This window comes from Pseudidiomarina insulisalsae (genome assembly GCF_003987065.1).
Lineage (GTDB): Bacteria > Pseudomonadota > Gammaproteobacteria > Enterobacterales > Alteromonadaceae > Pseudidiomarina > Pseudidiomarina insulisalsae.
Genome location: NZ_PIPY01000005.1, coordinates 157910 through 184053, shown reverse-complemented (window position 1 = coordinate 184053; position 26144 = coordinate 157910). Strand labels below are relative to the sequence as shown.

Below are 26144 nucleotides of genomic sequence, written 5' to 3'. Positions count from 1 at the left end.
GTGGTCTTATTAGTCAGGTAACCATAGTGGCCCCGGGGGAAGTTGTGGTAAGCCAAAGTGCTCGGGATAGTCGACCTGTACCAGGTAGAGCCCCTCGGCTTTCGCGGTTGCCGCGGCCAGCGTGCGGTCGCGTTGCGCCAGCAATTTGCCCGGCCAGTCGCTCGCCTGCTCGCCCCGACCGACCGCCAGCAAGCTACCGACAATGTTACGCACCATGTGGTGCAAAAACGCATTTGCGGCAATATCGACCACGACATAATCGCCGTGGCGGCTGACCTCAATATGAGTAACGCAGCGGTTCGGCGAGTGTGACTGACACTGGGCCGCGCGAAATGAACTGAAATCATGTTCCCCCAGCAGCGCCTGCGCTGCCTGGTGCATATCGGCCACATTCAGATCAAAGTGATAATGACTCACACCGCGGCCTAGTATCGCTGGCCGTAATCGGGTGTTACAGATGACATAACGGTAACGTCGCCCGGTCGCACTAAAACGCGCGCTGAAGTCGTCAGGAACCTGACGCACCCAACGCACCGCCACATCGGCCGGCAAGTTGCTGTTCACTCCCATGGTCCAGGCCGGGGTACTACGCAGCTCCGCGCTGTCAAAATGCACCACCTGGCCTGTTGCATGCACGCCTGCATCGGTGCGCCCGGCACAAACCACTTCAACCGGGTGGTTTGCGACCTTGCTTAATGCCCGTTCTAAAACTTCCTGTACTGCGACAACCTCGCGTTGACGTTGCCAACCAAAATACTGACTACCATCGTACTCGATACCCAGCGCAAAGCGCGTACTACTCATCGACCGCCCTGTTCTGCTAATTTCTGTAATAACTCTGCCGCGTCACGTTCAGCTTCTTCATCACCGCTACCGGCAATGCTTTCCAATAACGTACGGGCATCATCAAGTTCACCCATATCGATATAAACCTGGGCAAGATCTAATTTCGCCGCCGGCGATTTGCTCTCATCGAGCAAGTCTTCGCTGCTGAGATCATATTCTTTCGCTTCACCGTCGTCGCCCCCTAAAGCCTCACTTAGCTTATCTTTATCGTAGGGGTCCTCCGGCTCTTCACTGGCCTGAGCTTCCGCCTCTTCCATCAGACTCTCAATGGTCAGATAGTCTTCTTCAGAGATAACATCATCTGTTTCAACGGCTTTGGCCTGTTTTTCGTTCAGCTCTTGGTCTTCCGCAGCTTTTGGCTCGCTTTCAGTCGCACTTTCATCAAGGCGTAAGCCGCCAAATGAATCCAATGCCTGTTCCAGTTCGTCATCGGCCGCCTTCTCTTCACTACTCTTTGGCTGCGGCTCCGGCATGCGATATTCCGCCACATCTTCAGCTGGCTCGGCGGCTTCAGGTTCGGGTTCCGGGCTATCAAACTCCATTGCCAGCAAGGCATCAACTTCTTTTGTAACCTCATCAGCATCCTCAGCAGCGCTTAACTCATCTGCTTCGCCGCCGTCTTCACGCTCGCGCAGGTATTCGTCAAGATCCACATCAGTCACTTCAACCTGTCCTTCGGTCGCCCCCTCGCTGCGCCAGTCATCCTGTTGCTGAGTGGTCTCATCTGCTTCAGGCGTCTCTTGCGCTGTTGTCTCAGTAACCGCCGCAGCCGTAGCCGCATCCGCGGCAGTCGCGGTGTCGCCGTTTTCAATTTCGCGGTTTACCCGGCGGATGTAGAGCGCATAAGCCAATAAGCCAAGAATAATCACCAACAAACCGCCAAGCACAGTCAGGTGAAGCGGTTTCAATACCCAGTCAAGCCAGGATTGTGACCGAGCTGGCGACTGGCGAGTTTGTGGCTGAGTGATTACGGGCTCGCTTGCGACGGTCTCGTCAGCTGCGGTCTCGTCTGCGGCGGTCTCATCGGCTGCGGAGCTCTCAGCAGCAGCGTCCGGTTGTCCGGGGTTGCGTACGTCAGGCGATTCAGCGACAGTTTCGGCGCTGCTTTCCGCACTGTTGAGTTCCTGTGCCATCAGTTCCATTTCCGCCGACGCCTGCTGCTCAGCGTTGGCGCGAGCGCGCAGCTCGGTCAGTTCGCGTGTTACCGCAGCAAGGCGTTGCTGCAGTTCCTGGTTCTCGCCCTGTAAGTTTTCAATTAAATCGATTGAGCTGGAGAGCTGACCGCGCAGGGCTTGAAGCTCAGAGACGGATATTGCAATTTCATTCTCAACCTCAGTTCCTACCGCGTCCTCGGTTGGGGCAGGTGCGGCGGGCTGGCGCTCAGTTTCAGTGGTGGCCGTCTCACGCGGTGTGGCCACCGCTGCGGCAGGTTGCTGCGCTGTCGTTGTCGGCTCACCTACCTCAGGGATATCAAGGAAAAAGCCGGTATACATGAAATCAGGGCGGTTATCACGGAATGCTTCGGGGTTAGCGGCGACGATCTGGTCCATCATTTCATACAAACTGACGCCCTGCTGGCGACCATAATAGCCGGCAATGCTCCACATGGTGTCGGTTTTTACAATGGGCCCAAAGCGTTCAGGCTGCCAACGGGAAGCCCGCGCGCCCTGCTGTGCCGCCACAGCTCCCGAATACGCGACTAGTATAGCCAGCGTTGCAGCCAAAATAATCCGTGTCATCACTTTCCCGCCCTGTTCAGCTGTTATTGTTGGAATTTAGTGAATCAAAAACTGATTTAAATATAGTCTTTTATCAAATGTTCAGCAATTTGAATACTATTGGTTGCTGCGCCTTTGCGGACATTATCAGCAACGACCCATAAATTCAGACCCTGTGGATGTGAAATATCATTGCGTACCCGGCCAACAAAAACCTCGTCATGTCCCGTCGCGTGGCTCACCTGCGTCGGATAATCTTCGTTGCTGTCAAATAGCACGACACCCGGCGCCTGACGCAGCAGTTCCTTGGCCTGTATAGCATCAATGGGCTGTTGTGTTTCAATGTGGACCGCCTCGGCGTGCCCGTAGAATACCGGAACCCGCACCGCAGTTGCGTTTACCCGGATGGCGGCATCACCAAAAATTTTCTGGGTTTCCCAGACCATTTTCATTTCTTCTTTGGTGTAGTCATTGTCCAAAAAGACATCAATTTGCGGAACGCAGTTAAACGCCATCTGACGCGCGAAATAATCATTCTCCAGCGGCCGGCCATTCATCAGGCTCGCCGTTTGTTGCGCCAGCGCATCCATCGCTTCTTTACCCGCACCGGATACCGACTGATAGGTCGCAACATTAATACGTTCAATCCCGACCGCGTCATAAATAGGTTTCAGAGCGACTAGCATTTGAATGGTCGAGCAGTTGGGATTGGCAATAATATTACGGTTGCGGAAATCAGCCAGGGCATGCGCATTCACCTCAGGCACGACCAGCGGAATGTCTTCTTCATAGCGAAATTCAGAGGTGTTATCGATCACAATACAACCCGCTTCGGCAGCGCGCGGTGCAAAAATACGCGAAATACTGCCGCCAGCGGAAAAGAAGCCAAGCTCAACCTGTGTCCAGTCAAAGGTATCGGCGTCGAGCACTTCAATTTCTTCGCCTTTAAAACTGATAGTGCTGCCCGCCGAGCGGCTGCTCGCCAGCGGGAATAACTGTGCTACGGGGAAATCACGCGCCGCTAATAACTCAATCATATGCTGGCCCACTAAACCAGTGGCACCCAAAACTGCAACGTTAAATGCTCGGGACATGTTTTCACCTACTCCGTTATCTGAAAAGTTAATTGTGCCAGGCGGCGGGACCATTCCCGACTGTGCGCCCAGGGGCCTGTCTGCAAGTGTAGCTGACTTAACTCAGCGCGCACAGCGTAGTTGCGCCGCAAACTGTCAAAGGCCGCAGCGGTCAGCGGTTGCGCGCGCAAGGCCTGATCATCGTTGCGGATATCATATCCGGCTAAAATCCAGCGGGCCAACTGCTGCCAGTCCGGCGCTTGCTTTGCGCTTAGCTGACGTGGCTGACCAGCCCCGAAGCCTGCAAACAGCTCTGAAAAGTCAGGCAATTGTAGTGCCAGTCGCTGATCCGTCAACCATTTTTGTAACAGCTGCCAGCTACCACCAAGCTTACCGGCAAAACTATGACCGGCAATATGCGGTGTCGCCAACTGCACACGCTCTACCAGGGCAGCTTGCAACTGTGGCTCGTGCTCCCACACATCCAGCACTACCGGCCATTGGGGATACTGTTGCAGCCTCGCAATTAATGCCTGCTCCGCCACAACAGGACCGCGACTAGCGTTAATCAGCAGTGTTTGCGGCGAAATTTGTTGCAGTGCAGCTGCATCAAATAAATGCCAGGTGGCATACTCGCCAGCATGGCTCAGCGGTACATGGCAACTGATCACCGCTGACGCTAAAACCCGTTGCCAGTCACTATGAACACCTTTCTGTCCGGCGGCAGCCAGCGGTGGATCATAGTAATGCACCTTTAAGCCTAGCCCCTGCAAGCGTTGCCCTGCAGCGCGCCCGGTATTGCCGGCACCGACAATGGCTACCTCGCCGGCTGGCAGCGCGCCCTGTTGCAGACTGATTGCCGCTACAGCGCTCGCGACGTAATCACCAACCGCATTGGCGTTCACCCCGGGGGTGCTGTGAAAACGTATGCCTGCTTCAGCTAACGCTGTCAGATCGACATGATCGGTACCGATCGTCGCTGTACCCAGCCAATTTAATCGCGGCGCTTTGGTCAGTAAGTCGGCGTCCACGGTCGTTACCGAGCGGATAAATAAGGCATCCGCCTGCGCCAGTACGCCAGCATCGGGTTGACGCCCCTCATAACGGGCCAGTTCAATGGAATGCTGACTCTGGCTGGCGATGGCCGCCACCAGACGATCAAAAGCGGGCAGGTTGGCATCGGCAAGCAGCAGCATAGAACCCTTTGATTTCTTGAAGTTTAAGTAGTGCCAGCATACAAAAAGGTGCGCCGTAGCGCACCTTTTTTAGTAACTCATGTAAACGCCTGACATTTAGTCTTGATATTTGCGCATCACCAGAGTTGCGTTGGTGCCGCCGAAACCAAAACTATTGGACATGACGGTGGTCAGCTCCGATGGTTTCATTTCAGTGACAATATTCATACCTTCGGCGGCAGGGTCAAGGTTGTCCACGTTGATCGACGGCGCTACGAAGCCATGCTTCAGCATAAGCAGTGAGAAAATTGCTTCATGCACACCCGCTGCACCTAAGGCGTGTCCGGTCATTGCTTTGGTAGCGCTGATCATCGGCGTCTGCTCAGGGAACACTTCGCGAATCGCTTCCAGTTCTTTGGTGTCGCCGACCGGCGTGCTGGTACCATGGGTATTCAGGTAGTCAATCGGCGTGTCGACGGTCGCCATGGCCATCTGCATACAACGTACCGCACCCTCACCTGAAGGAGCAACCATGTCGTAACCATCCGAAGTGGCACCATAACCGACAATCTCACCGTAAATGGTGGCGCCACGGGCCAGGGCTGTTTCCAGCTCTTCAATGACGACAATACCGCCACCGCCTGCAGGAACGAAACCATCACGATCGGCATCATAGGTACGTGATGCTTTTTCCGGGGTGTCATTGTACTTCGTGCTCAATGCGCCCATGGCATCGAATTCCATTCCCAGGGTCCAGTGCAGCTCTTCACCACCGCCGGCAAAAACGCGATCTTGTTTACCGAACTGAATCAGTTCAAGCGCATGACCGATACAGTGCGCAGACGTTGCACAGGCTGAGCTGATAGAGTAATTCACACCCTTAATTTTAAACGGCGTCGCCAAACATGCAGACGTCGTTGACGCCATGCAGCGCGGAACCATGTAAGGCCCAACACGTTTTACGCCCTTTTCGCGCAGGGTATCGGCAGCGGCCACCTGATGCTCACCAGAAGCACCACCTGACCCGACGACCAGGCCGGTACGCGGGTTTGATACTTGTTCTTCACTGAGGCCAGCATCTTCAATTGCCTGAGCCATTGCCATATAGGCATAGGCAGCGGAGTCGCCCATAAAGCGCAACGCTTTGCGATCAATATGGTCAGCTGGGTTGGCGCGTACCGGCCCCCATACCTGACACCGTAAGCCCTTGTCGGCAAATTCTTGAGAAAATTCAATACCTGAACGGCCTTGTTTTAGCGATTCAAGTACTTCCTGTTGGTTCACGCCGATACTCGACACAATGCCGATTCCGGTTATCACTGCTCTTCTCATTCTGGTTTCCTGTCTTGCTGAGCGCCCGTGTATGGTAGCTTAGTTGAAGAAAAAAGTGGTCTGCTCTCCGCAATTTTAAGTAATTATTGTTACACTATGGCACAGTTTCCATGTGCAAGTTTACGGATGTTTCGTGACCGACTCTACCCACGCGCAAGTTCATTTCAATGAATTCGGATTGCCTGTCGCAACCGCCTTCGACGATATTTATTTTACCAACGAAGATGGTCTTGCCGAAAGCCACTATGTCTTCCTTCAGCATAATGGTCTCCCGCGCCGCTGGCAAACTCATGTGCACGAAAGCTTCGTCATCGCCGAAAGCGGCTTTGGTACCGGACTGAATTTTCTGGCCGCCTGGCAACTGTTCTTGCAGCATGCGCCGCAAGACCTGACCCTGCATTTCATTTCGTTTGAAAAGTACCCGCTGCAGCGCTCTGACTTAGCGCGCGCGTTAGAAGCATTTCCGCAACTCGCCGAACAGGCGGCAGCTTTCATCGAGGCCTATCCGGCGGCTGAACCTGGCTGCCACCGCCGTTACTTTGCCAACGGCCGCATTGTGCTCGATTTATGGCTGGGCGATATTCATGAGCAAGTGCCAGCCTGGCTGCCGGGAGCCACAGCCTGTGTCGACGCCTGGTTCCTGGATGGCTTTGCGCCAGATAAAAACCCGTCGATGTGGCAGCAGTCGCTGTTTGACGCAATGGCGCGCAGCGGGCGGGCGGATTGTAGCTTTGCCACCTTTACCGCAGCAGGCTTTGTCCGGCGCGGTTTGCAACAAGCCGGTTTTGACGTCGGGAAAGTCAAAGGTTTTGGTCGCAAGCGTGAAATGCTGCGCGGTCAGCTGGGCAGCGCTGTAGCAACCACAATGGCTGAGGCGTCAGCGGGTAGCCGGCAAACTGTCACGGTCGTCGGCGCTGGTATTGCCGCCGCCTGCACTGCCTTTGAACTACAACGGGCAGGCTTTGATGTTGAAGTGCTAAGCACCGGCGTTGCCGATGGTGCTTCAGGCAATCCACAAGGCGCTGTTTATCCGTTACTGCATGCTGAGCGCAGCCCTCTGGCCGCGTTTTTTACCCAAGCGTTTGGCTACGCGACCCGCTTTTACGCGCACCAGTGTCCGCGAAACTGGTTTCAGACCGGTGTCGTACAACTGGCCTTTAACGCCGCACGTGAGCAGCGCTATCACAAACTCAGCTTGCCGCACAGTGCAGGCGGACCTGGTTACGCCACAGCCACGGTGCAGGCACTCACTGCTGAGCAAACGCAGCAATTGTGGCCAGCATTACCGCCCTACCCTGCGTTACACTACCCCGCGGGTGGCTGGTTACGCCCCGCCGCTGTGGTCGAACAGCTGCTGAGTGAAATTACTGTTCGCGAGCAGTCGCCATTGCGTAGCATTAGCCGCGCAGCAGAGGCCTGGCAGCTGGCGTTCGCTGATGGTACAACACGGACCAGTCAGCGCGTTGTGCTGGCCTGCGGTGCCGCATTAACCCAGTTACTCGCGCCCTTTGGCGTGCAACTGCAGAATGTACGCGGGCAAGTTACGCAAGTAGAAGCTACTGCAACCAGCGCCAAGTGTCCTATGGTGATTTGTTACAAAGGCTATTTCACCCCGGTGGATAACGGCTTGCATTGTGTCGGAGCAACCTACGATCGCGGCAGCGAAGAATTAAATCTGCGCGACACCGATCAGCAGGAAAATCTGGCCAACCTTTGTGACAACCTGGCGCCCGCCCAGTGGCCGCAGGAATTAGAGCCGGTCAGTGATCGGGCAGCGATACGCAATACCACGCGCGACCATCTGCCAATGGTGGGGCAGTTAGAGCCAGGATTATGGGTTATTGGCGGGCTCGGCTCACGCGGCTTTACTGCCGCGCCGCTGGCTGCCAACTGTCTGGTTGCGGCCATGCGCGGCCAGCCGATGCCGCTTGCTGCAGAGCTGTGGCAACGACTACAGCCACAGCGTCTGGTTACTGGTTAAACAGCGGCCGCTTCAAGCCGCGCGATCATATTGGCAATATGTTGCTGGTCTGCAGGACTCAGCTCGTGGCGGGTCTCATCCACAGCTTCGCGCACGCCCGGTAAGACAGCGGCAGGATCATGCTGCTGTTGTAATTCCAGTTGCGCGACCACCAGATCAAAGTGTCCGCGTAAATAACCACTCGCAAACAGCTCATCGTCGTCGCCATTCACGACAGCGTCATCAAACACCAGCTCAAGCCGTTGGATAAATTGCGAAAAACTTTGCTCTGCCACGTCACTTCTCCTGCATAAAACGAGCGCGCAGGATACCACAAACTGCCGCCTTTCTGATACACTGTCAGTCACTTTCATTGATACCTACAAGTTCACGGCAAAGATAAAAGGTCGGTTCATGGCAACATCCAGCGCACACCCGAAAATTGGTTTGTTTTACGGCTCAACTACCTGCTTTACCGAAATTGCGGCAGAAAAAATCCAGCAGCAGTTCCCCGAGGGACAGGTCGAGCTGTTCAACATTAAGGATGTGCCACTTAGTGAAGCAGAAAAGTTTGAGGTGCTGATCTTTGGTTTGTCGACCTGGGACTTTGGCGAGATCCAGGAGGACTGGGAAAGTCACTGGGACGAAATTGGCCAGTTGCAACTGGAAGGCAAGGTAGTAGCCCTGTTTGGCATGGGCGACCAGGTTGGCTATACCGACTGGTTTCAGGACGCCTTAGGTATGCTGCATGATGAACTGGCAGCCTGTCGCACCATTCGCATCGGTTTCTGGCCAAATCAGGGCTACGAATTCGCAGCCTCGAAAGCCCTGACTCCTGACGGCGAGTTCTTTGTTGGCCTGGCGCTTGACGAAGACACCCAATACGAATTCAGTGACGAGCGCATCAAGCAGTGGGTTGCTCAGTTACAGCTCGAACTGGCCGACGTACTCAGCTAACCACAGCGTGATCACCGCTTATAAGTTCAGGCGTTGTTGCCAGATATGACATTGCTCCGCCGCCTCGGCGCCAGCGAAACGCTGCGCCGGCGAATGGCCCCAAACCGGTCCCGGCCAGGCCGCGTCGCCCTCGTCACGTAACACCAGGTGCACATGTAACTGCGCCACGACATTGCCCAGAGCAGCCACATTAAGTTTCGCCGCCGGACGCCAATTTTTTAACGCTTGGCTTACTTGCTGAATTTCTCTCGCCAGTTGCACCTGCTGCGCCGCGTCAAGATCAAGAAACTCAACTGCGCCGGCAACGCGGGGCACTACTATTAACCAGTCATAGCGACGGTCATCAAAGCGTAGCACCTCGCACAGCGACAACGTCCCTAACCGCAAAGTATCGCCCGCTAGCCGCTGATCTAAAGTGAAGAGGTTACTTTCGTCCGCAGGTTTGTTATAACGCATGGATAACTCATTGTTGTCTGTGTTTAAAGGACTCCCCCATGAAAAAAATCATGTTGGCTACCCTGCTCTGGCTGCTGGTCTGCTTCGGCGCCAGTGCCAGCACTTCCATTGCCGATTATACCGCGCAGATGGAGCCGCACAACGGCTTCTTTACTTTCTACCATGACCGCTCAGCCGGCAAGTTTTACCTGCAAGTGCCGCGCGATGAACAGCGCTTCATCTTTCAGACCAGCCTACCCTGGGGGCTTGGCTCCAACGATATTGGACTGGACCGCGGCCAGCTAGGCAGCACCCGTATCGCCAGCTTTTACCTGGAAGGCGATAAGGCGCTCCTGCTCCACCACAACACTTTTTATCGCGCTGACTCCGCCAATCAGGCCGAGCGCGCCAGCATTGATGAAGCTTTCGCTGATTCGGTACTGGCGGCGTTTACCACGGTCGCGGCCAATGACAACTATGTGCTGATTGACTACACCCCTTACCTGCTTAGCGATACCCACGGGGTAAGCAAGCGCTTACAACAGACTGAGCAAGGCAGTTACCAGGTCGCCACCGATCGCAGTGTGGTATATCCCAAGCGTAGTAAAGCTTTTGCGGACAACACCGAACTGGAAGCCAAGGTGACCTTCAGTGGTCAGGCCAAGGGGCGTTATGTTCGGCAGGTGGCAGCCGATGCTGATCACCTGACGTTGCATTTGCACCACTCGTTTATTCGGTTACCTGACGACGGTTATGAACCGCGCAAGTTTCATCCGCAAAGCGGCTTCTGGGCGCAGGAGTATCGCGACTATGCCGCGCCCCTTGGCGAGTCAATGGCAGTCAAATACATTCCACGGCACCGTCTGCAACAAGGTGACACCTTAACCTATTATCTTGACCCGGGCGTTCCCGAGCCGGTCCGCAGTGCGCTGCTGGAGGGCGCGCGCTGGTGGCAACAGGCATTTGCCGCTGCCGGCCATCCGAACGGCTTCAAAGTTGAGGTACTGCCCGAAGACGCGGATCCCATGGATATCCGCTACAACGTGATTCAGTGGGTTCATCGCGCCACCCGCGGCTGGTCTTATGGCTCTTCAGTTATTGACCCGCGCACCGGTGAAATCCTGAAAGGCCACGTCACCCTTGGTTCACTGCGCGTCCGTCAGGACATGCTCATCGCTCAGGGCCTGATTGCTCCGTATGCTGCTGATCTGTCAGCCGAACAGCAGCAACAGCTGGAGCAAGATATTGAAGCTATGGCTCTGGCACGCATCCGCCAGCTCTCGGCCCATGAAGTCGGCCATACGCTGGGTATCGCCCATAATTTCGCTGCCAGCAGCCATGATCGCGCTTCGGTCATGGACTATCCGCATCCACTGATCAGCATCGCCACTGACGGCGAGGGCCTGACCCTGGCAGGCGCTTACGCCGAAGGTATCGGCCTGTGGGATAAGCAGGTGGTGCGTTACGGCTATGGTGATGAGCCCCTGGCACCTATTTTGCGTGAAAACCGCGAATTAGGTCTGACCTTTATTTCCGACCCGGACGCGCGTCCGGCAGGTGGTGCGCACCCCGATGCACACCTGTGGGATAACGGCAGTGACGCGGTGACGGAACTGGAACGCATTCTGGCGGTACGCCGCGTCGCACTGGAACAGTTTGGCCTGGCAAATCTGGCAGGCGGCGAACCGGTGAGTGATTTGCGCACCTTGCTGGTCCCAGTTTACTTATTGCACCGCTATCAGACCGAAGCGGCGGTTAAAATGCTTGCCGGTGTGCATTACGATTACGCCGTTAAAGATGGCACGCCCGCCGCGCAACGCGTGGTCAATGCTGCGCAACAGCAACGCGCGCTGCAGTTAGTGGTGAACACGTTAGCGCCTGGGCAGCTGGCACTGCCGCCGGAAATCGAGAAATTACTGTTGCCATTTGCCTATGGCAGTAGCGCCACCCGGGAAAACTTTGAGGGCTATACCAGCGTAACCGCAGATCCGGACACTATGGCAGCCAGCGCCGCGCGCTTTACCTTAGAGTTATTGCTCAATAGCCAGCGGCTTGAGCGTTTAGCGCAGCAACAACGCCTGCAAGATGACGTGCCGGACGTGCGTAAGGTGCTCGACACCATGGCCGCTAGCGCCATCACCCCGGCACAAAAAGCTCAGGCCAGTAGCCTGGAACAGCGGGTTGCGTTCGAAGCTCTGACCGCTACGGTTAAGCTTTATCAGAATGCCGCCTCGGGCGTGGTAAAAGCTACCAGTTACGCATTTTTAACTGATCAGCTGGCAAGCTGGCAGGCGCAACCACAAAGTGCGCACCAGCAGTTCATTGTCGCAGCGCTTACTGGCCTGCTGGAGCGCCAGCAACCATGGCCACTGCAGCCAGCTCCGGCCTTACCGCCCGGCTCACCGATTTAAATTGCGGCGAGCTTCGGCAGAACTAAAAACAGCGCCATTTGGCGCTGTTTTTGTTTAGTCAAGGTCAGCAAAGAACGAATCCGGTAACCAGCGCGGACGCTCGTCATCATTGGCGATCGTTTTACCAATTTCATAGTTAATATTGGTAAATACCACGCCAGCTTCGTAATTAATCGGCAAGCTCGGCTGGTCGCTGGGGCGATGATAATGCTCGGCAAAGAACTTACCCCAAATCTCACCACCGTCTTCGTCTTCACCTTTGGCGGTAAAACCGGTCATCAGAAAGACCGCCGGAATACCTTTTTTCACAAAGGGATAATGATCAGAGCGGGTAAAAATAGCCTGCTCCGGCATCGGGTCTTCACTCAGGGCGATATCAAACTGACCTGCCGCTTCGGCTACCGTACTACCCAGGGTTGAATGGGTGGAACCAAAGGCAATCACATCGGCAAAATCGTAGAGTAAGACCGGCATATCCAGGTTCACGTTAGCAACAATCTGCTGCAACGGCACTGTTGGGTAGTGGGCGAAATAGTCAGCCCCTAACAGGCCACGCTCTTCAGCTGTTACTGATAAAAACAGAATCGAACGCTTTGGTCGCTCGGCAGCTTCGACAAACATCCGTGCCGTTTCTAACAATACGCTCACACCACTGGCATTATCCATGGCACCGTTATTGATGTGATCATCCTGGCTGAGATCCTGAGTGACACCAATATGGTCCGAATGCGCGGTGTACAGCACATACTCATGCTGCAGTTCGGCATCGCTACCTGGCAGAATTGCTGCAACGTTCGGGCTGGTAATCTGTTCATGCTCAGAAGCGCGGCTTAAGGTCACTTTAGTGTTGAGCTCAAATGGCTGGGGCTGCTCGCCTTTTTCAAGCTGGGCGAATACCTCGTCCATGCCGATGGCGGCATTGGCGAACAACGGTGCGGCGGCACGATAGTCGACATAGGCCGAGCCTTGCAGGTTTTTATAGGTCACGTTCGGCTCACCTTCAGGGTTGAGCCAAGTAATGCGTGGCGCACGCTGATACATAGCGCTCACTTTGAACGGTCGCACTTCTTCGCGCATCGGCGTGTGCAGCGTGATGATACCGACGGCACCGCGCTCGGCAGCAAACTTCGTTTTACTGCTGTTTAAATGGGCACCCTCTTCACTTGGTAACTCTTCAGGACGGCCCGAGACCATCATGACGATCTTACCGTTCACATCTACGTTGGCGTAATCATTCAGACCAAACTCGTCCGATACCAGGCCGTAACCGACAAATACCACCGGTGCCGTTACCGTCGAAGTAGTTGTATAGGCGCTCGGCCCGGTCAGAAACTCATCACCGTACTCCAGCTCCACCACTTCAGAGCCGGTATCGACCGACATGGCGGCACTGCCCTCTGTTAGCGTACTGCGGCGAAAAGTAATGCGCTGATAATAGGTACCATCATCACCCGCAGGCTCCAGCCCTAACGCTTTGAAGCGCGCCGCAATGTACTGCGCTGCGATCTCATGACCGCGACTGCCGGTATCACGTCCTTCCAGCGCGTCGCTGGCAAGAAACTCAAGATGAGACTGTAGCGCTTGTGCGTCAGCCGAGACGGTTGCTGCCTGCGCTGGCGGTGTCTGCTCACCACAAGCGGTTAATAAAGCTGTCAGCGCAGCCGCGCCAACCCAGGTAGTCATTCGCATAACGGATTCCATATTGAGAAAAAAAGAGAAGTGTAACCAACCTATACTGATAACAGAAGCTTTCAATGCATAGCTTTGTAATCGATTGTTACAGAGCGCAAATAAGGGTTGAAATGTAATATTATAACATTACAATGTGTGCAACTTATCTTGAAGAGGCACTGAGAATGTTGAAGTACAGCCCTATCGCACTTTTAATCAGCCAGATTCTTGCGCTGCCAGTCTATGCTCAGTCACAGCAAGCACAAGAGACGGCTGAGCATCAGCATGAAGACACCGAGGTTATCGTCATTAAAGCCTCACCTTTGGCGCGCACCGAACTTAATTCTGCCCAGCCTGTGTCTGTTATCAGCGGTGAAGAGCTGCGTGAAAAGCAAGCCCACACGCTCGGCGAGACCCTGGCTACAGAACCAGGCATTAATTCAACTCACTTCGCCCGGGTCGCCTCAAGCCCAATCATTCGTGGTCTGGACGGCCCTCGCGTTAAAATCACGCAAAACGGCCTTGATACCGCAGACGTCTCTCGCGGTAGCCCGGACCATGCGGTAACCACTGAAACTTCCGTCGCGCAGCAGATCGAAATTCTGCGAGGCCCGGCGACCCTGCTGTACGGCAGCGGTGCAATTGGCGGTGTTGTTAACGTCGTTGATGAACGTATTGCACAGCAACCCGTCGGTGGCCAGCGCGGCTTTTTTGGTGGTAATCTGAGCAGTGCTGATGATCTGCGTGATTTCAGCGCCGGTATCAGCGCCGACGTGGGTTCAACGGTCTGGCATTTTGACGGTTTCACCCGTAGCAGCGACGACTACGCAACACCCACCTATGTCAATGATGAAGGGGAGCGCCTGGACGAGGTTGAGAACTCTTTTATTGACGCACAGGGCGGTACCCTTGGCGCCAGTTACCTGTTCGAGAAAGGGTACGCCGGCATTTCTTATTCTCGCCTGGATCAGGAATATGGTATTCCGGGGCATCACCACGAAGAAGAAGGCCACGGGGAACATGAAGAAGAAGACGCTCATGGCGAAGAGGAAACCGGTCCTTACGCTGATCTGACACAGGATCGCTGGCAACTGCACGCCGGTTTCCAACAGCCATTTGACGGTATCGACAAAATCGAGCTGCGTTACGGTTATACGGACTACCAGCACCAGGAAATTGAAGGTGACGTGCCAGGCACGACTTTTACCAACGAGCAACATGAGCTGCGTATTACGGCCAATCATCAGTTGACCGAGCAATGGTTTGGCGCGTTTGGTTATCACGGTTTCCAGCAAGAGCAGGCGGCATTTGGTGACGAAGCTTTTACACCTGCAAGTGAAACGGATCGCCACGGTTTGTTCTGGTTACTCGAAACCCGCGAGCAGGTACTGAACTATCAGCTGGGCGTACGCTATGAGACGGTCGACATTACCGCGCCAACGTTAGAGCTGGGCCAGCACAGTTACGATTTTGACCCGCTATCAGCATCATTCGGTGTGATCTACCAGTGGCAGCCGAGCGTCAGTTTGACCGCAAACTATAGCTTTGCGCAACGCGCACCTTCAGCGAATGAGCTATTTGCTAATGGTGAGCACCTTGCCACCCGCACTTATGAACTGGGTCTGAACTACGCACTTCATGAAGAAGAAGAGCATCACATTGTTATCGAACCGACTGAGCGCCGTCCTGAAATTGAGACTTCACACTCGCTCGATTTAGGTGCACACGTAGAAGAAGGTGGCCATCACCTGAACATCAATCTGTTCGTTAACCGCGTCAATAACTTCATCTATGAAGACTTCACCGGCTTTAACAGTCTGGACCTAAGCTTCGAACATGAAGACGCGCATGATGAGCACGGCGACGAAACCCACGATGACCACGCTCAGGAGGGTGAGCACGAAGACGAACATGATCATGAGGAAGGTCTGGCCGTCGTTCAGTACACCCAGCAAGATGTGCTGTTATTCGGCTACGAAATTGACGGCCGCTGGCAGTTTAACCCGCAATGGCGTCTTGATGCGTTCAGCGACTACACCCGCGCTTATACCGTTGACAACACCCGTAATTTGCCACGGATTCCGTCGCAGCGAATTGGTGCCGATGTTACCTATAACCAAGGTGAATGGGAGAGCAGTGTCGGCTTCATTTGGTACGCAGAGCAAACGCGTACTGCAATGAATGAATCAGCAACCCCGAGCTATGCTTTAGTCAATGCACAGTTTAACTGGTTCCCGCAGGCATTCTCGCGCTACAACCTGAGCCTTTTTGTCAAAGGCGAGAACCTGACTGACAAACTGGGTTACGTGCATACTTCTTACCTGAAAAATGAAGCACCGGTCGCTGGCCGCAACTTTAGTATCGGCCTGCGGGGTGAATTCTAGCGCAAACCTGCTGCGATTTATCGCAGCCTGAGCGAGCTCGCTAACGGCTTTGGTACACTGGTATAACTTTTTGTGACCATTAAGGATGCTGTTATGCGAGCTCTTGCTCTTCTCGCCTTCGTCTACGGGCTTATCTGTACAAATGCTCAGGCACAGGCGACGGCCCGCGCTGAAAGTTACGGCGATGCAAAGCTCAGTATTGAGCGCATTTTCTCGGCGCCCGATCTCACCACTACGGCTCCTACCCAGCTGCGATTTGGCCCATCTGGCCAGGTCATCAGCTATCTGCGCGGTAGCGACCAACAGCCGAACGTCAATGACCTCTGGATTTACGACACGCGTAAGCAGGAACACCGGTTACTGGTAGCGGCGACGCAATTAGTCGCTGACCCTACGGCAATGTCCGCAGCCGAACGGGCGCGGCGCGAACGCATGCGCATTCGAGCCAGCGGTATTGTCAGCTACGAATGGTCAGCCGACGGCACAAAGCTTTTAATTCCGGTTGCCGGCCAGCTGTTTTTGGTTGATCCGGCTTCGGCCGCGGTCGAGGAGCTCACTTCGACGGATATCACGGTCACCGACGCACGCTTCTCACCGCAGAGCAATTTCGTCAGCTACATTCATAACCACACGCTTTACATTCTTCGCCTCAGTGATGGTGAAACAATTCAGGTCAGCCCTACTGCGACTGCCACCGAGCATTATGGCGTCGCCGAGTTTGTCGCCCAGGAAGAAATGAAGCGTATGACCGGCTATTGGTGGAGCCCTGATGAACAGACCATCGCCTTCACCCGGGTCAATGAAGCGCCGGTTGCCATTCAGACCCGTACCGACGTTTACGCTGATCGCACAGAGGTCGTCAGTCAGCGGTATCCCTTTACCGGTACCGCCAATGCGGAAGTTGATTTAGCACTATGGCAGTTTGCCGATCAGCGTGCGCAATGGGTCAACCTACCCGAACGCCATGGCGAAGGGTACCTCGCCCGCGTTAGTTGGCTGCCAGACAGCAGTCGCCTTAGCTATCAGTGGCAAAGCCGCAATCAACAGCAGCTGACGCTTTACCTGCAAGCGCGTCAGGGCGGTGCGCCTAAGGCGGTTCTCAGCGAAACTAGCAATAGCTGGATCAATTTGCATGACGACCTGGTATTTCTGGCGGACGCGCGGCACTTTATCTGGGCCTCAGAGCGCAGCGGCTATAAACACCTGTACCTCTATCGTACCGATGGCAGCCTGATCCGTCAGTTGACCAGCGGCGACTGGATGGTCGACAGCCTCGCCGCGGTGGATGACACCACTGGCTTTGTATACTTTACCGGCCGCAAAGCAACCCCGCTTGAACGCCACTTGTATCGCGCCAGCCTGACCACCACGACGCCAAGCCAGCCGACACGGCTTAGTCAGCGCGCCGGCATGCACAGCATCGACTTCGCGCCGAACCAGCGTAGCTACATCGATTACTTCTCCAGCAGCACCCAGCCACCGCAGGTGAGCTTGCATGGCCCGACTGGCGAGCGTATTGCCTGGTTACATGAAAACCAGATTGATGAGAACCACCCGCTGGCTCCTTACCTGGCAAACTGGTCCTACCCTGAGTTTGGTCAGTTGCAGGCGGAAGATCAGCAGACGCTTTATTATCAGTTAACCAAACCTGCGGTTATGGTCGACAACCAGAGTTATCCGGTGGTGGTGCTGGTCTATGGTGGTCCCCGAGCCCAGCGCGTGACTAACAGCTGGGGTAACTACTTCAGTCAGTATCTGGCGCAACAAGGCTTTGTTGTGTTTCAGCTGGATAATCGCGGCAGTGGTAATCGTGGTAAACAATTTGAGCAGGTTATCTATCGTGATTTAGCCCAAGCCGAAGTCGCCGACCAGGTGCGCGGCGTTGAGTTCTTGCGCAGCCAGCCGTATGTCGACGCGGATCGCATCGGCGTATTTGGTCACAGCTACGGTGGTTATATGGCGCTACACCTGATCTTACGCCAGCCCCAGCACTTCTCCGCGGCAGTAGCAGGCGCGCCGGTTACCGACTGGCGCTTGTACGATACGCACTATACCGAGCGTTATATGGGCACGCCGCAGGATAATCCGCAGGGGTACAAGGCGGCCGACGTACTGACCTATGCGGAGCAGCTGGAACGTCCGCTACTGATCTATCATGGCATGGCGGACGACAACGTGCTTTATACGCATACAGCTAAACTCACTTATGCTTTGCAACAGGCGACCTTGCCTTTTGAGCTGATGGCTTATCCGGGTAAGCAGCATGCGCTACGCGGCCGTGAGACCTCCATTCACCGCTATCAGCTGATCGCAGACTTTTTTGCCCGCCACTTACAATAAGATATACTAAGCGCATCATTCAAAACTCATGGAGTGAAAATCGATGCGCTTTCTTTCCCGCCGCTTAGTCATGCCAAATGACTTGAATTTCGCAGGCTCGTTATTTGGTGGCCGTATTCTCGAATGGATTGACGAAGAAGCTTACATTTTTGCTGCTTGCCAGCTCGATGCCAAAAGTCTGGTGACCAAACATATCGGCGCGATCAGTTTTGAAACTTCTGCCTATCAGGGCGATGTGGTTGAGTTCGGGCTGGGTGTGAAAAAGGCCGGACGGACGTCAGTGACCCTGACTTGCGTGGTACGTAACAAGCAAACCAAGCAGAATATTTGCGTGGCGGACGATATTGTCTTTGTCCATATTGACCCGGCGACACGCGCGCCTAAGCCGCATGGCAAAACCTACGCGGAACTGGAGTCAATAAAAATAGAAACGCCGGAATAAAATCCGGCGCTTTTTTACTTTGCGATGCGCTTACTTATGTAAGTAGGCGCCAGCAAAACAAGTCACAGGTGTCGCGCTGGGCTTACCGTGTTGCCAGTCGCCACCTTCCACGCCACTCCCGGCAATATCCACATGCACATACGGCAGCGGATGATCGCTGTCATTACCATGGCGGTCAAGACCTGCAGCAATGGTCAGAAATGCCATCGGGAACTGATGACCGCGACGCGTCGTCGCTGAGGGACCGTTGTTGCTCGAAAGCACGTCGTCGGCCTTGGTGCGTGGTGCGACAAAACTAAAGTCCTCGCGACGCGACCAGCTGACTTCGGCCGGGTCACCATAGACTTCACCGGCTTCCCATAGTTTGTCATGCAGACCATTGGCACGCGCCGGACCATTTGGCACCAATGCGGTATAAGGCCCCTTCGCCAATGCCGCATGCCCTGTCAGGGTCGCGACGCTGAACAGTTGCGGACGCGGATAATTGGCCGCCTGCACGCGTAAGTGCGACAACAAGTCAGCCAGCAATAAACGGCCTTCCGCGTCGGTGTTACCGATGCGTACCCGAACCCCGCTATGAGCTTTAATAATTTCGTCGGCGACAAAGGCTTCGGCGCCAATTGAGTTGCGTACTACGCCAAGCTCAGCGACCACGCTCACTGTCTCGGGGCGCATTTCAGCGACGGTTTTCATAAAGCCGGCTACGCCTGCAGCGCCACCTTTATCGCGGCTCATTCCAGCCATATGACCGCCGGTTTTCAGATCCGCGCCGCCGGTATCATAAACGATGCCTTTGCCGGCAAACATCAGTGTCTGCTCTGCAGCCGGGGCATTGTATTCAAGGCGGATAACGCACGGCCAATGACGCTCAACCTTTAACGAAGCACGGGCCACCGCCATTAACAGCGGGTATTCATGCTGTAACTGCTGAATGTCATCAATGACGGTTACTTTTACCGGGGTATGCGCAAACGCCTGCTGACAATATTCAGCAAAACGTGGCGCCGCCATACGCTCAGGCTCTGTACCGCACAAGTCGCGTGCGACGCGTTTACCGCTTTCAACAGCACTTAACCACTCAGCATCAAGGGTGCCAACCACACCCACGGTGGTAATGGTCTCGATGGTTTCCTCACCCAAAGCCTCACGTGCTTCCAGCGGCTCGTAGAGTGCCTGGCAAAGCCCCCAGAAAGCCACTGCTTCAGCCTGACCGTAACGGGCATCGTCCTGAGTGCCGAAAACGACCAGCAGCGGCTTGGTAACGCCGGCCATTTGCGCGATCCGGGCGCCCAGTCCCGCCGCGTCGGCGATAGTGCGTACGTCATCAAAGTCACGGCTTAACGGGCCCGTCGGCGCGGTAATCAGGCGACCGCCGAACACATCAGCTGCCAATAGCAACGGCTGCTGGCCCACGCGACGATCGGACTGCTTCGCCCGCGCGACGAAGTCGGCAAACTCAGGCGGCAGGTGCTGATCAAAGTCACCTACCAGAATCACCGCATCGTAATCGTTATGGGCGGTACTGTAACTTTCAACTACTTCAACTTTTGGAAATGCCATAGCTATCCTCGTTGTGGTCAGTTTAGATACGACGCCAGCGTGTACCTTGCGGCGTATCTTCTAATTCGATTCCAAGTGCTGTTAATTCATCGCGGGCGGCATCAGCGGCGGCCCAGTCTTTAGCAGCGCGCGCGTCGTTTCGCTGCTGAATCAGTGCTTCAACTTTTGCCGCGTCAACGTCGTCACCGGCACCACCTTGCAAGAAAGTCTGTGGTTCTTGTTGTAATAAACCAAGAATAGCACCTAAATGCCGTAAGGTCGCTGCATGCGCTGCGGCCAGCTCAGGGCTATCGGCGCGATGAGTTTCACGCACCAGGTCAAATAACACCGGTAAGGCTTCCGGGACGTTAAAGTCGTCGTCCATGGCCGCTTCAAAGCGCTGTTTAAATGGGGCCGCCAGACGTTCATCAAAGTTGCCTGCCGGGGCATCACGCAAAGCGGTATAAAGGCGCTCCAGACCGGCGCGGGCCTGATCAAGATTATCTTTGGAATAATTCAACTGTGAACGGTAATGACTGGAGAGCAAGAAATAACGCGCCGACTCGGCGTCATATTCTGCCAGTACATCGCGAATGGTGAAAAAGTTACCCAGTGATTTTGACATTTTCACTGCGTCCACCTGCACCATCCCGCTATGCATCCAGAAATTCACGTAATCTTTGTCGTTGGCGCAACAGCTTTGTGCCACTTCATTTTCGTGATGCGGGAAAATAAGATCCGAGCCACCGCCATGAATGTCAAAATGCTCGCCCAGATGGCGCTTATTCATAGCTGAGCACTCAATGTGCCAGCCGGGACGCCCGTCGCCCCAGGGCGAAGGCCAGCTCGGCTCGCCTTCCTTGGCCCGCTTCCAAAGCACAAAGTCCAAAGGGTTTGCCTTATTATCAGCAACATCGACCCGCGCACCGGACTGCAATTGCTCAAGGTTCTGCCGGCTCAGTTCGCCATAATCAACGAAGGAACTGACATCAAACAGGACATCGCCATCGCTCGCCACATAGGCGTTGCCGCGCGCAATAAGGGTTTCGATCATGGCAATAATGTCACCCATGTGGCCGGTCACCGTCGGCTCAATGTCCGGACGTAACAGGTTCAGGGCATCAAAGTCATCGTGCATGGCTTTGGTAAAGCGCTCGGTCACGGCGTCAATAGACTCTTTGTTTTCATTCGCACGTCGGATAATTTTGTCGTCAACATCGGTAATATTGCGTACATAAGTGACCTTGTAACCTTTCGCACGAAGATAGCGGACCACTACGTCAAAAGCGACGTAGGTGCGGGCATGGCCGATATGACAGTAGTCGTAAATGGTAACCCCGCATACATACAGCTTCACCTCTCCGGGGGTGATTGGCTGAAAGACTTCCTTACTGCGGCGCAGGGTATCAAATATGCTCAACATGCGATGTACGACTCCAGTTATAATTAGTTCCACGACTGTTTATGATACCGCATGCTGTAGCCTTCTCACAAACAGTGCTAAACTGACGCAAATTTTTCGCTAAAACATCAACGGAGTTTGTCCCATGCATGTGACTTTGCATACTAATCATGGTGCTATCAAGCTTGAGCTCTACCCAGAGCAGGCACCAAAAACCGTCGAAAACTTCTTGCGCTATGTACGTGAAGGTTTTTATGCCGACACCTTGTTCCACCGGGTTATCCGCGGCTTTATGATTCAAGGCGGTGGTTTCAACCGTGAAATGGTTCAGAAAAACACCCATGAAGCCATTGAAAATGAAGCTGACAACGGTCTGAAAAACGAAAAAGGCACCATTGCTATGGCGCGTACGCAGGACCCGCACTCTGCAACCAGCCAGTTTTTCATCAATGTCGCTAACAACGACTTTTTGAACTTCAAAAACGAGAGCATGGGTGGCTGGGGCTACTGCGTGTTCGGTAAAGTGGTTGAAGGTATGGATGTGGTTGAGGAAATCTCTCAGGTTTACACCGAGCAAGCCGGCTTCCATCAGGACGTGCCAAAAGATGACGTGGTCATCGAAAAAGCTGAAATTGAAGGTGAATAAGGCCTGACATGGCGACCTGGTTCATTTCCGATCTGCATCTGAGTCCGGCCCGGCCCGATATCGCGCATCTGTTTTTTGATTTCTTACGCGATACCGCCCGCAGTGCTGATGCCTTGTATATTCTTGGTGACTTATTTGACGCCTGGATCGGTGATGACGACACCAGTAGCTTTGCGGCGCAAGTTCAGGACGAACTGCGCCGCTTTACTGACCATGGCATTCCCACCTATTTTGTCGCAGGTAATCGCGACTTTCTGATTGGCCGCGAATTTTCCCAACGTACCGGTATTAGGCTGTTAACTGATCCTTACCTGGTCAGTCTCTATGGTACACCGACCCTGCTATTGCACGGTGATCTGCTGTGTACTGATGATCAGGGCTACCAGCGCTTTCGACGCTGGATCCGTAAGCCGTGGGTGATGCGACTGCTATTAGCCCTGCCCTTAGCAGCGCGCATGCGTATTGCGAATAAGTTACGGCACAGCAGTAAAACCCAACGTCCGCTAAGTGAAGCTGAGTTGGCCATTATGGATGCCAATTGCGCAACCGTAGATGCCTATTTGCAGCGTTACGAAGTAAAGCAAATGATTCATGGCCATACGCATCGACCCGCAATACATGAGCACCGTCTGCCTGATGGTAGCAGCGCTACACGTATTGTTCTTGGTGACTGGTATACGCAAGGCAGCATGCTGAAAGTCACTGCCGATGATTTCGAGCTCAGACAGCAGCCGTTACCTGCGGCCGACCACTATGGAACTTAAAATCAGCGTCTGGTGTTGAAATAAGTTCTGCTTCAATCGCCCCAAAATAGGCTACCCGCTCACTAATATCTGCACCGGCAAGTTGCTCGGCCAGGCTCAGATAGTCCTGGTAGTGACGCGCTTCAGAGCGCAGCAGCGAGACATAAAATTCACCGATTTCAGGTGCCAGCAAAGGTGCCAGCCTGGCAAACCGCTCGCACGAGCGGGCTTCGATATAAGCACCACAAATCAGTTTATCGATTAACGTCGCAGGCTCATGCGTGCGCACGTGACGCAGGAGCTCTTTGGCGTACCGGCTCGAGGTGACCTTGTCGTATGCAATACGCTGCTGCTCAGCAATTTCCAGCACCTGATAAAAGTGATGGAGCTCTTCTTTAATCAACATCACCATCTTATCAATAAGCTCGGCGCTGTAAGGCTTATCAGAACGCGGTACCATGGCTTTCTTCAGCCGGTTCTGCTGCGCCAGCTCGCGCCAGTCGCCAGCCAGGCGATAAGTATAGTCTTCATAGGGCGCCAGCCATTGCAACAACGCATGACCCCTGGCCTCGTCAACGGCGTAGCGGCGAATCAATAACATTGCACTTTGTGCGGCTTTTAACTCACACACCATATGATCACGCAATAACACCGGTAAGTTTTCAGGTTTAGCTGCTTCAGCCAGCCATTCATCGGGGGTTTCGCACTGTAAAAAGTCATGAATGGGGGCCAATAACCGAGTGATTTGAGCTGTGTTCATTGATTTTACCGCGGGTTTGAATCGAAAAAGCGCACCACAACAGCAGAAGTGGAAGGTTGCGTATTTTACCCGGAAAATGCCGGTTCTGTCACCCAAAAAGCCTTGACACTGTTGAAAATCCGACCAATATAGGATGTAAGTCGATGAAAAAATCGACGTCGCGAAAAACGCAGTAATAACAATAATAATATTTTACAAAACAACGAGAAGTAGAGGTTCTAGCATGATTTTGAATCATATTTGGGGACTGTACGCACACCCTCGGGAAGAATGGAAAACCATTGACCAACGTCATGAGAGTATGACGTATGCCTTAAGCCATATTCTGTTAGTGGCCCTGCTTCCTTGTGCAGCGGCCTATTACGCTTCGGCGCATATTGGTTGGAGTATTGGCGCCCGTGAAGCAACGTTCCTGACCGAATCCAGCGCGCTTTCTTTTAGCATTGCGATGTATCTTGGTATTATCGGCGCCGCTTTTGCGCTCGGCTACCTGATCCACTGGATGGCCAAAACCTTCGGCGCCACCCCCACATTTACCCAGTCGATGGAACTGGCCGCCTACACCGCAACGCCCGTCATCATGTCAGGTGTTGCTGCGCTTTATCCTGAGCTGTGGTTTGTCACCCTGGCGTTTTTAGCTGGGGTTGCCTACTCAGTTTATCTGCTCTACTCCGGTGTGCCCATCATGATGCATATACCGGAAGAGCGTGGCTTTATTTACGCTAGTTCGGTCGTTACGGCCGGGCTTATTCTATTGGTGATATTAATGGTCACCTCAGCCATTCTCTGGGCCAACGGCTTTGGTCCCGAATACCGCTGGTAACTTCACTTCTTCCTCCCTGAAACGCTGACTTCGGTCAGCGTTTTTTATGGTAAATTCTGCGAGATTTGTTTTTTTTGCGGCAGCTTCCCTTCGCACTACTAAAATCGTGCGATGAATTCTGATAGTCTTCGTTTATCCGTATTTTATTAACTCTCAGGAAAATGTATGCGTGATAATAAGAAAAAGCTCAGCTTAACAGCGCGTATCGTCATCGGTATGTTTGCAGGCATTATCGTTGGCTTTCTACTTAAACTGTTATTCCCGGAAAGCGTTTTAGTCGAAGGCTACCTCACCAAAGGCCTGTTCCACGTCGTCGGTCAGATCTTTATTGCCTCACTCCAAATGCTGGTCGTGCCATTAGTGTTTATTTCGCTTGTGGTCGGTACCTGCTCGCTCAGCGACCCCAGCAAACTGGGTCGCTTAGGCGGGAAGTCAGTGGGCCTGTACATGATTACCACCGCAATCGCTATCAGCTTTGCGATTTTTGCGGCAGTGCTAATTCAACCGGGTGCCGGCGTTGCAATGCAGTCCGATGCCACGTTTGAACCCAGCCAGGCACCGTCATTGGCTCAGGTGATTATTGACCTGTTCCCGACCAACCCATTCTCAGCCATGGCCAGCGGCAACATGCTGCAAATTATTGTGTTTGCTCTGTTGTTTGGCATCGCGATGGCTTTGGTTGGTAAGTCGGGGGAACGTTTGAAAGGCTTTTTTGATGACCTCAACGAAGTCATCATGAAGCTGGTTATTATCCTGATGAACCTTGCACCTTATGGTGTCTTTGCGCTGATGGCGAAATTATTCAGCGAAACCGACTTTGAAACCATCTTCAGTCTGGGTAAATACTTCTTACTGGTTTTTGTGGTCCTAATTCTGCATGGTGTCGTTACCTACTCGCTGATTCTGAAAGGCCTGACCGGCTTGAGCCCGCTCACCTTCCTGAAAAAAATGCGCGAAGTTCAGATTTTCGGTTTCACTACCTCAAGCAGTAACGCCACGATTCCTGTCACCCTGGAAACCGTGACCAAGCGCTTAGGTGTCAGCAATAAAATCGGTTCGTTCACCGTGCCGTTAGGCGCCACCATTAACATGGACGGCACCGCAATCATGCAAGGTGTCGCAACCGTATTCATCGCCCAGGTCTATCTGGTTGATTTAAGCATTGCCGATTACGCTATGGTCGTACTGACCGCGACCTTGGCAAGTATCGGTACGGCCGGTGTACCCGGTGTCGGCTTAATCATGCTGGCAATGGTCTTAGGCCAGGTTGGCCTGCCTGTTGAAGGTATCGGTCTGATTATTGGCGTGGACCGTTTGCTTGACATGACCCGTACGTCTGTCAACGTCACCGGCGATGCTATGGTCAGTATGATTGTTGCCAAAAGTGAAGGCGAATTGGATGTCGGCGTTTTCAATGACGACCAGGCCGACCTGAAAGAGCGGGATGTGAGCGAGCAGCTGTAACATCTGCGTGTCTCTTTTAACCT

At 54.0% G+C, this 26144-nt stretch carries 21 protein-coding genes; 10 read left to right on the top strand and 11 right to left on the bottom strand.

Annotated elements, in window-relative coordinates; all coding sequences use genetic code 11:
- Positions 1-9: 9 nt before the first annotated feature.
- The 5 genes from truA to fabB all read right to left on the bottom strand — a co-directional run bounded on the left by truA (position 10) and on the right by fabB (position 6144).
- Positions 10-804 (bottom strand): tRNA pseudouridine(38-40) synthase TruA, encoded by a 795-nt coding sequence (gene truA / locus CWI71_RS06120; protein ID WP_126754386.1) that lies wholly within the window; start codon positions 802-804, stop codon positions 10-12.
- Complete coding sequence (locus CWI71_RS06115; RefSeq protein ID WP_126754385.1) at positions 801-2585, bottom strand: FimV/HubP family polar landmark protein; 1785 nt, start codon at positions 2583-2585, stop codon at positions 801-803. The genes truA and CWI71_RS06115 overlap by 4 nt, the downstream gene beginning before the upstream one ends.
- Positions 2586-2641: 56 nt before the next feature.
- Positions 2642-3658 (bottom strand): aspartate-semialdehyde dehydrogenase, encoded by a 1017-nt coding sequence (locus CWI71_RS06110; RefSeq protein WP_126754384.1) that lies wholly within the window; start codon positions 3656-3658, stop codon positions 2642-2644.
- Between the two features lie 8 nt (positions 3659-3666).
- Positions 3667-4833 carry a 4-phosphoerythronate dehydrogenase gene (locus CWI71_RS06105; protein ID WP_126754383.1) on the bottom strand — a complete coding sequence of 389 codons (1167 nt, stop codon included), beginning with the start codon at positions 4831-4833 and terminating at the stop codon, positions 3667-3669.
- A gap of 96 nt (positions 4834-4929) precedes the next feature.
- Positions 4930-6144 carry a beta-ketoacyl-ACP synthase I gene (fabB, locus tag CWI71_RS06100; RefSeq protein WP_126754382.1) on the bottom strand — a complete coding sequence of 405 codons (1215 nt, stop codon included), beginning with the start codon at positions 6142-6144 and terminating at the stop codon, positions 4930-4932.
- A gap of 133 nt (positions 6145-6277) precedes the next feature.
- On the opposite strand from fabB, the gene mnmC reads away from it, so the two are divergent.
- Complete coding sequence (mnmC, locus tag CWI71_RS06095; RefSeq protein WP_157981070.1) at positions 6278-8125, top strand: bifunctional tRNA (5-methylaminomethyl-2-thiouridine)(34)-methyltransferase MnmC2/FAD-dependent 5-carboxymethylaminomethyl-2-thiouridine(34) oxidoreductase MnmC1; 1848 nt, start codon at positions 6278-6280, stop codon at positions 8123-8125.
- Here the strand turns inward: mnmC and CWI71_RS06090 are convergent.
- Positions 8122-8400: a YfcL family protein gene (locus CWI71_RS06090; RefSeq protein WP_241967644.1), complete on the bottom strand. Its 279-nt coding sequence runs from the start codon at positions 8398-8400 to the stop codon at positions 8122-8124. The genes mnmC and CWI71_RS06090 overlap by 4 nt on opposite strands.
- Positions 8401-8518: 118 nt before the next feature.
- On the opposite strand from CWI71_RS06090, the gene fldB reads away from it, so the two are divergent.
- Entirely contained in the window at positions 8519-9061 is a 543-nt protein-coding gene (gene fldB / locus CWI71_RS06085; RefSeq protein ID WP_126754379.1) for a flavodoxin FldB, read from the top strand.
- Between the two features lie 18 nt (positions 9062-9079).
- Here fldB and CWI71_RS06080 read toward each other — a convergent pair whose 3' ends face one another.
- The gene (locus CWI71_RS06080) at positions 9080-9517 is read right to left on the bottom strand and encodes an HIT domain-containing protein (protein ID WP_126754378.1); all 438 of its coding nucleotides are present in this window, start codon (positions 9515-9517) and stop codon (positions 9080-9082) included.
- Positions 9518-9555: 38 nt separating this feature from the next.
- Between CWI71_RS06080 and CWI71_RS06075 the strand changes: the two genes are divergently transcribed.
- On the top strand, positions 9556-11907 hold the full coding sequence (locus CWI71_RS06075) for a zinc-dependent metalloprotease (protein ID WP_126754377.1): 2352 nt from the start codon (positions 9556-9558) through the stop codon (positions 11905-11907).
- A 54-nt stretch (positions 11908-11961) separates the two neighbouring features.
- On the opposite strand, the gene CWI71_RS06070 is transcribed toward CWI71_RS06075, so the two are convergent.
- Positions 11962-13596 (bottom strand): M28 family metallopeptidase, encoded by a 1635-nt coding sequence (locus tag CWI71_RS06070; RefSeq protein WP_126754376.1) that lies wholly within the window; start codon positions 13594-13596, stop codon positions 11962-11964.
- 167 nt (positions 13597-13763) lie between these two features.
- Between CWI71_RS06070 and CWI71_RS06065 the strand changes: the two genes are divergently transcribed.
- The 3 genes from CWI71_RS06065 to CWI71_RS06055 all read left to right on the top strand — a co-directional run bounded on the left by CWI71_RS06065 (position 13764) and on the right by CWI71_RS06055 (position 18744).
- The gene (locus tag CWI71_RS06065) at positions 13764-15962 is read left to right on the top strand and encodes a TonB-dependent receptor (protein ID WP_126754375.1); all 2199 of its coding nucleotides are present in this window, start codon (positions 13764-13766) and stop codon (positions 15960-15962) included.
- Positions 15963-16055: 93 nt separating this feature from the next.
- Positions 16056-18302, top strand: coding sequence for a S9 family peptidase (locus CWI71_RS06060; RefSeq protein ID WP_126754374.1), 2247 nt, complete (start codon positions 16056-16058; stop codon positions 18300-18302).
- Positions 18303-18345: 43 nt separating this feature from the next.
- Complete coding sequence (locus tag CWI71_RS06055; RefSeq protein ID WP_126754373.1) at positions 18346-18744, top strand: acyl-CoA thioesterase; 399 nt, start codon at positions 18346-18348, stop codon at positions 18742-18744.
- Between the two features lie 30 nt (positions 18745-18774).
- Here CWI71_RS06055 and CWI71_RS06050 read toward each other — a convergent pair whose 3' ends face one another.
- Together CWI71_RS06050 and cysS are read right to left on the bottom strand one after the other, a co-directional pair.
- Positions 18775-20304: a M17 family metallopeptidase gene (locus tag CWI71_RS06050; RefSeq protein WP_126754372.1), complete on the bottom strand. Its 1530-nt coding sequence runs from the start codon at positions 20302-20304 to the stop codon at positions 18775-18777.
- 22 nt (positions 20305-20326) lie between these two features.
- The gene (gene cysS, locus CWI71_RS06045) at positions 20327-21706 is read right to left on the bottom strand and encodes a cysteine--tRNA ligase (RefSeq protein ID WP_126754371.1); all 1380 of its coding nucleotides are present in this window, start codon (positions 21704-21706) and stop codon (positions 20327-20329) included.
- A 124-nt stretch (positions 21707-21830) separates the two neighbouring features.
- On the opposite strand from cysS, the gene CWI71_RS06040 reads away from it, so the two are divergent.
- Positions 21831-22331, top strand: a complete 501-nt coding sequence (locus CWI71_RS06040; protein ID WP_126754370.1) for a peptidylprolyl isomerase — start codon at positions 21831-21833, stop codon at positions 22329-22331.
- Positions 22332-22339: 8 nt separating this feature from the next.
- The gene (gene lpxH, locus CWI71_RS06035; RefSeq protein ID WP_126754369.1) at positions 22340-23095 is read left to right on the top strand and encodes a UDP-2,3-diacylglucosamine diphosphatase; all 756 of its coding nucleotides are present in this window, start codon (positions 22340-22342) and stop codon (positions 23093-23095) included.
- On the opposite strand, the gene miaE is transcribed toward lpxH, so the two are convergent.
- Positions 23052-23834 carry a tRNA isopentenyl-2-thiomethyl-A-37 hydroxylase MiaE gene (gene miaE, locus CWI71_RS06030; RefSeq protein ID WP_126754368.1) on the bottom strand — a complete coding sequence of 261 codons (783 nt, stop codon included), beginning with the start codon at positions 23832-23834 and terminating at the stop codon, positions 23052-23054. The two genes, lpxH and miaE, sit on opposite strands and share 44 nt — an antisense overlap.
- Before the next feature lie 223 nt (positions 23835-24057).
- Here miaE and CWI71_RS06025 point away from each other — a divergent pair, with 223 nt between their 5' ends.
- Together CWI71_RS06025 and CWI71_RS06020 are read left to right on the top strand one after the other, a co-directional pair.
- A complete protein-coding gene (locus CWI71_RS06025; protein ID WP_126754367.1) occupies positions 24058-24657 on the top strand; it encodes a Yip1 family protein in 600 nt (199 codons plus the stop codon).
- A gap of 165 nt (positions 24658-24822) precedes the next feature.
- Positions 24823-26121: a dicarboxylate/amino acid:cation symporter gene (locus CWI71_RS06020; protein ID WP_126754366.1), complete on the top strand. Its 1299-nt coding sequence runs from the start codon at positions 24823-24825 to the stop codon at positions 26119-26121.
- The last annotated feature ends 23 nt before the right edge of the window (positions 26122-26144 follow it).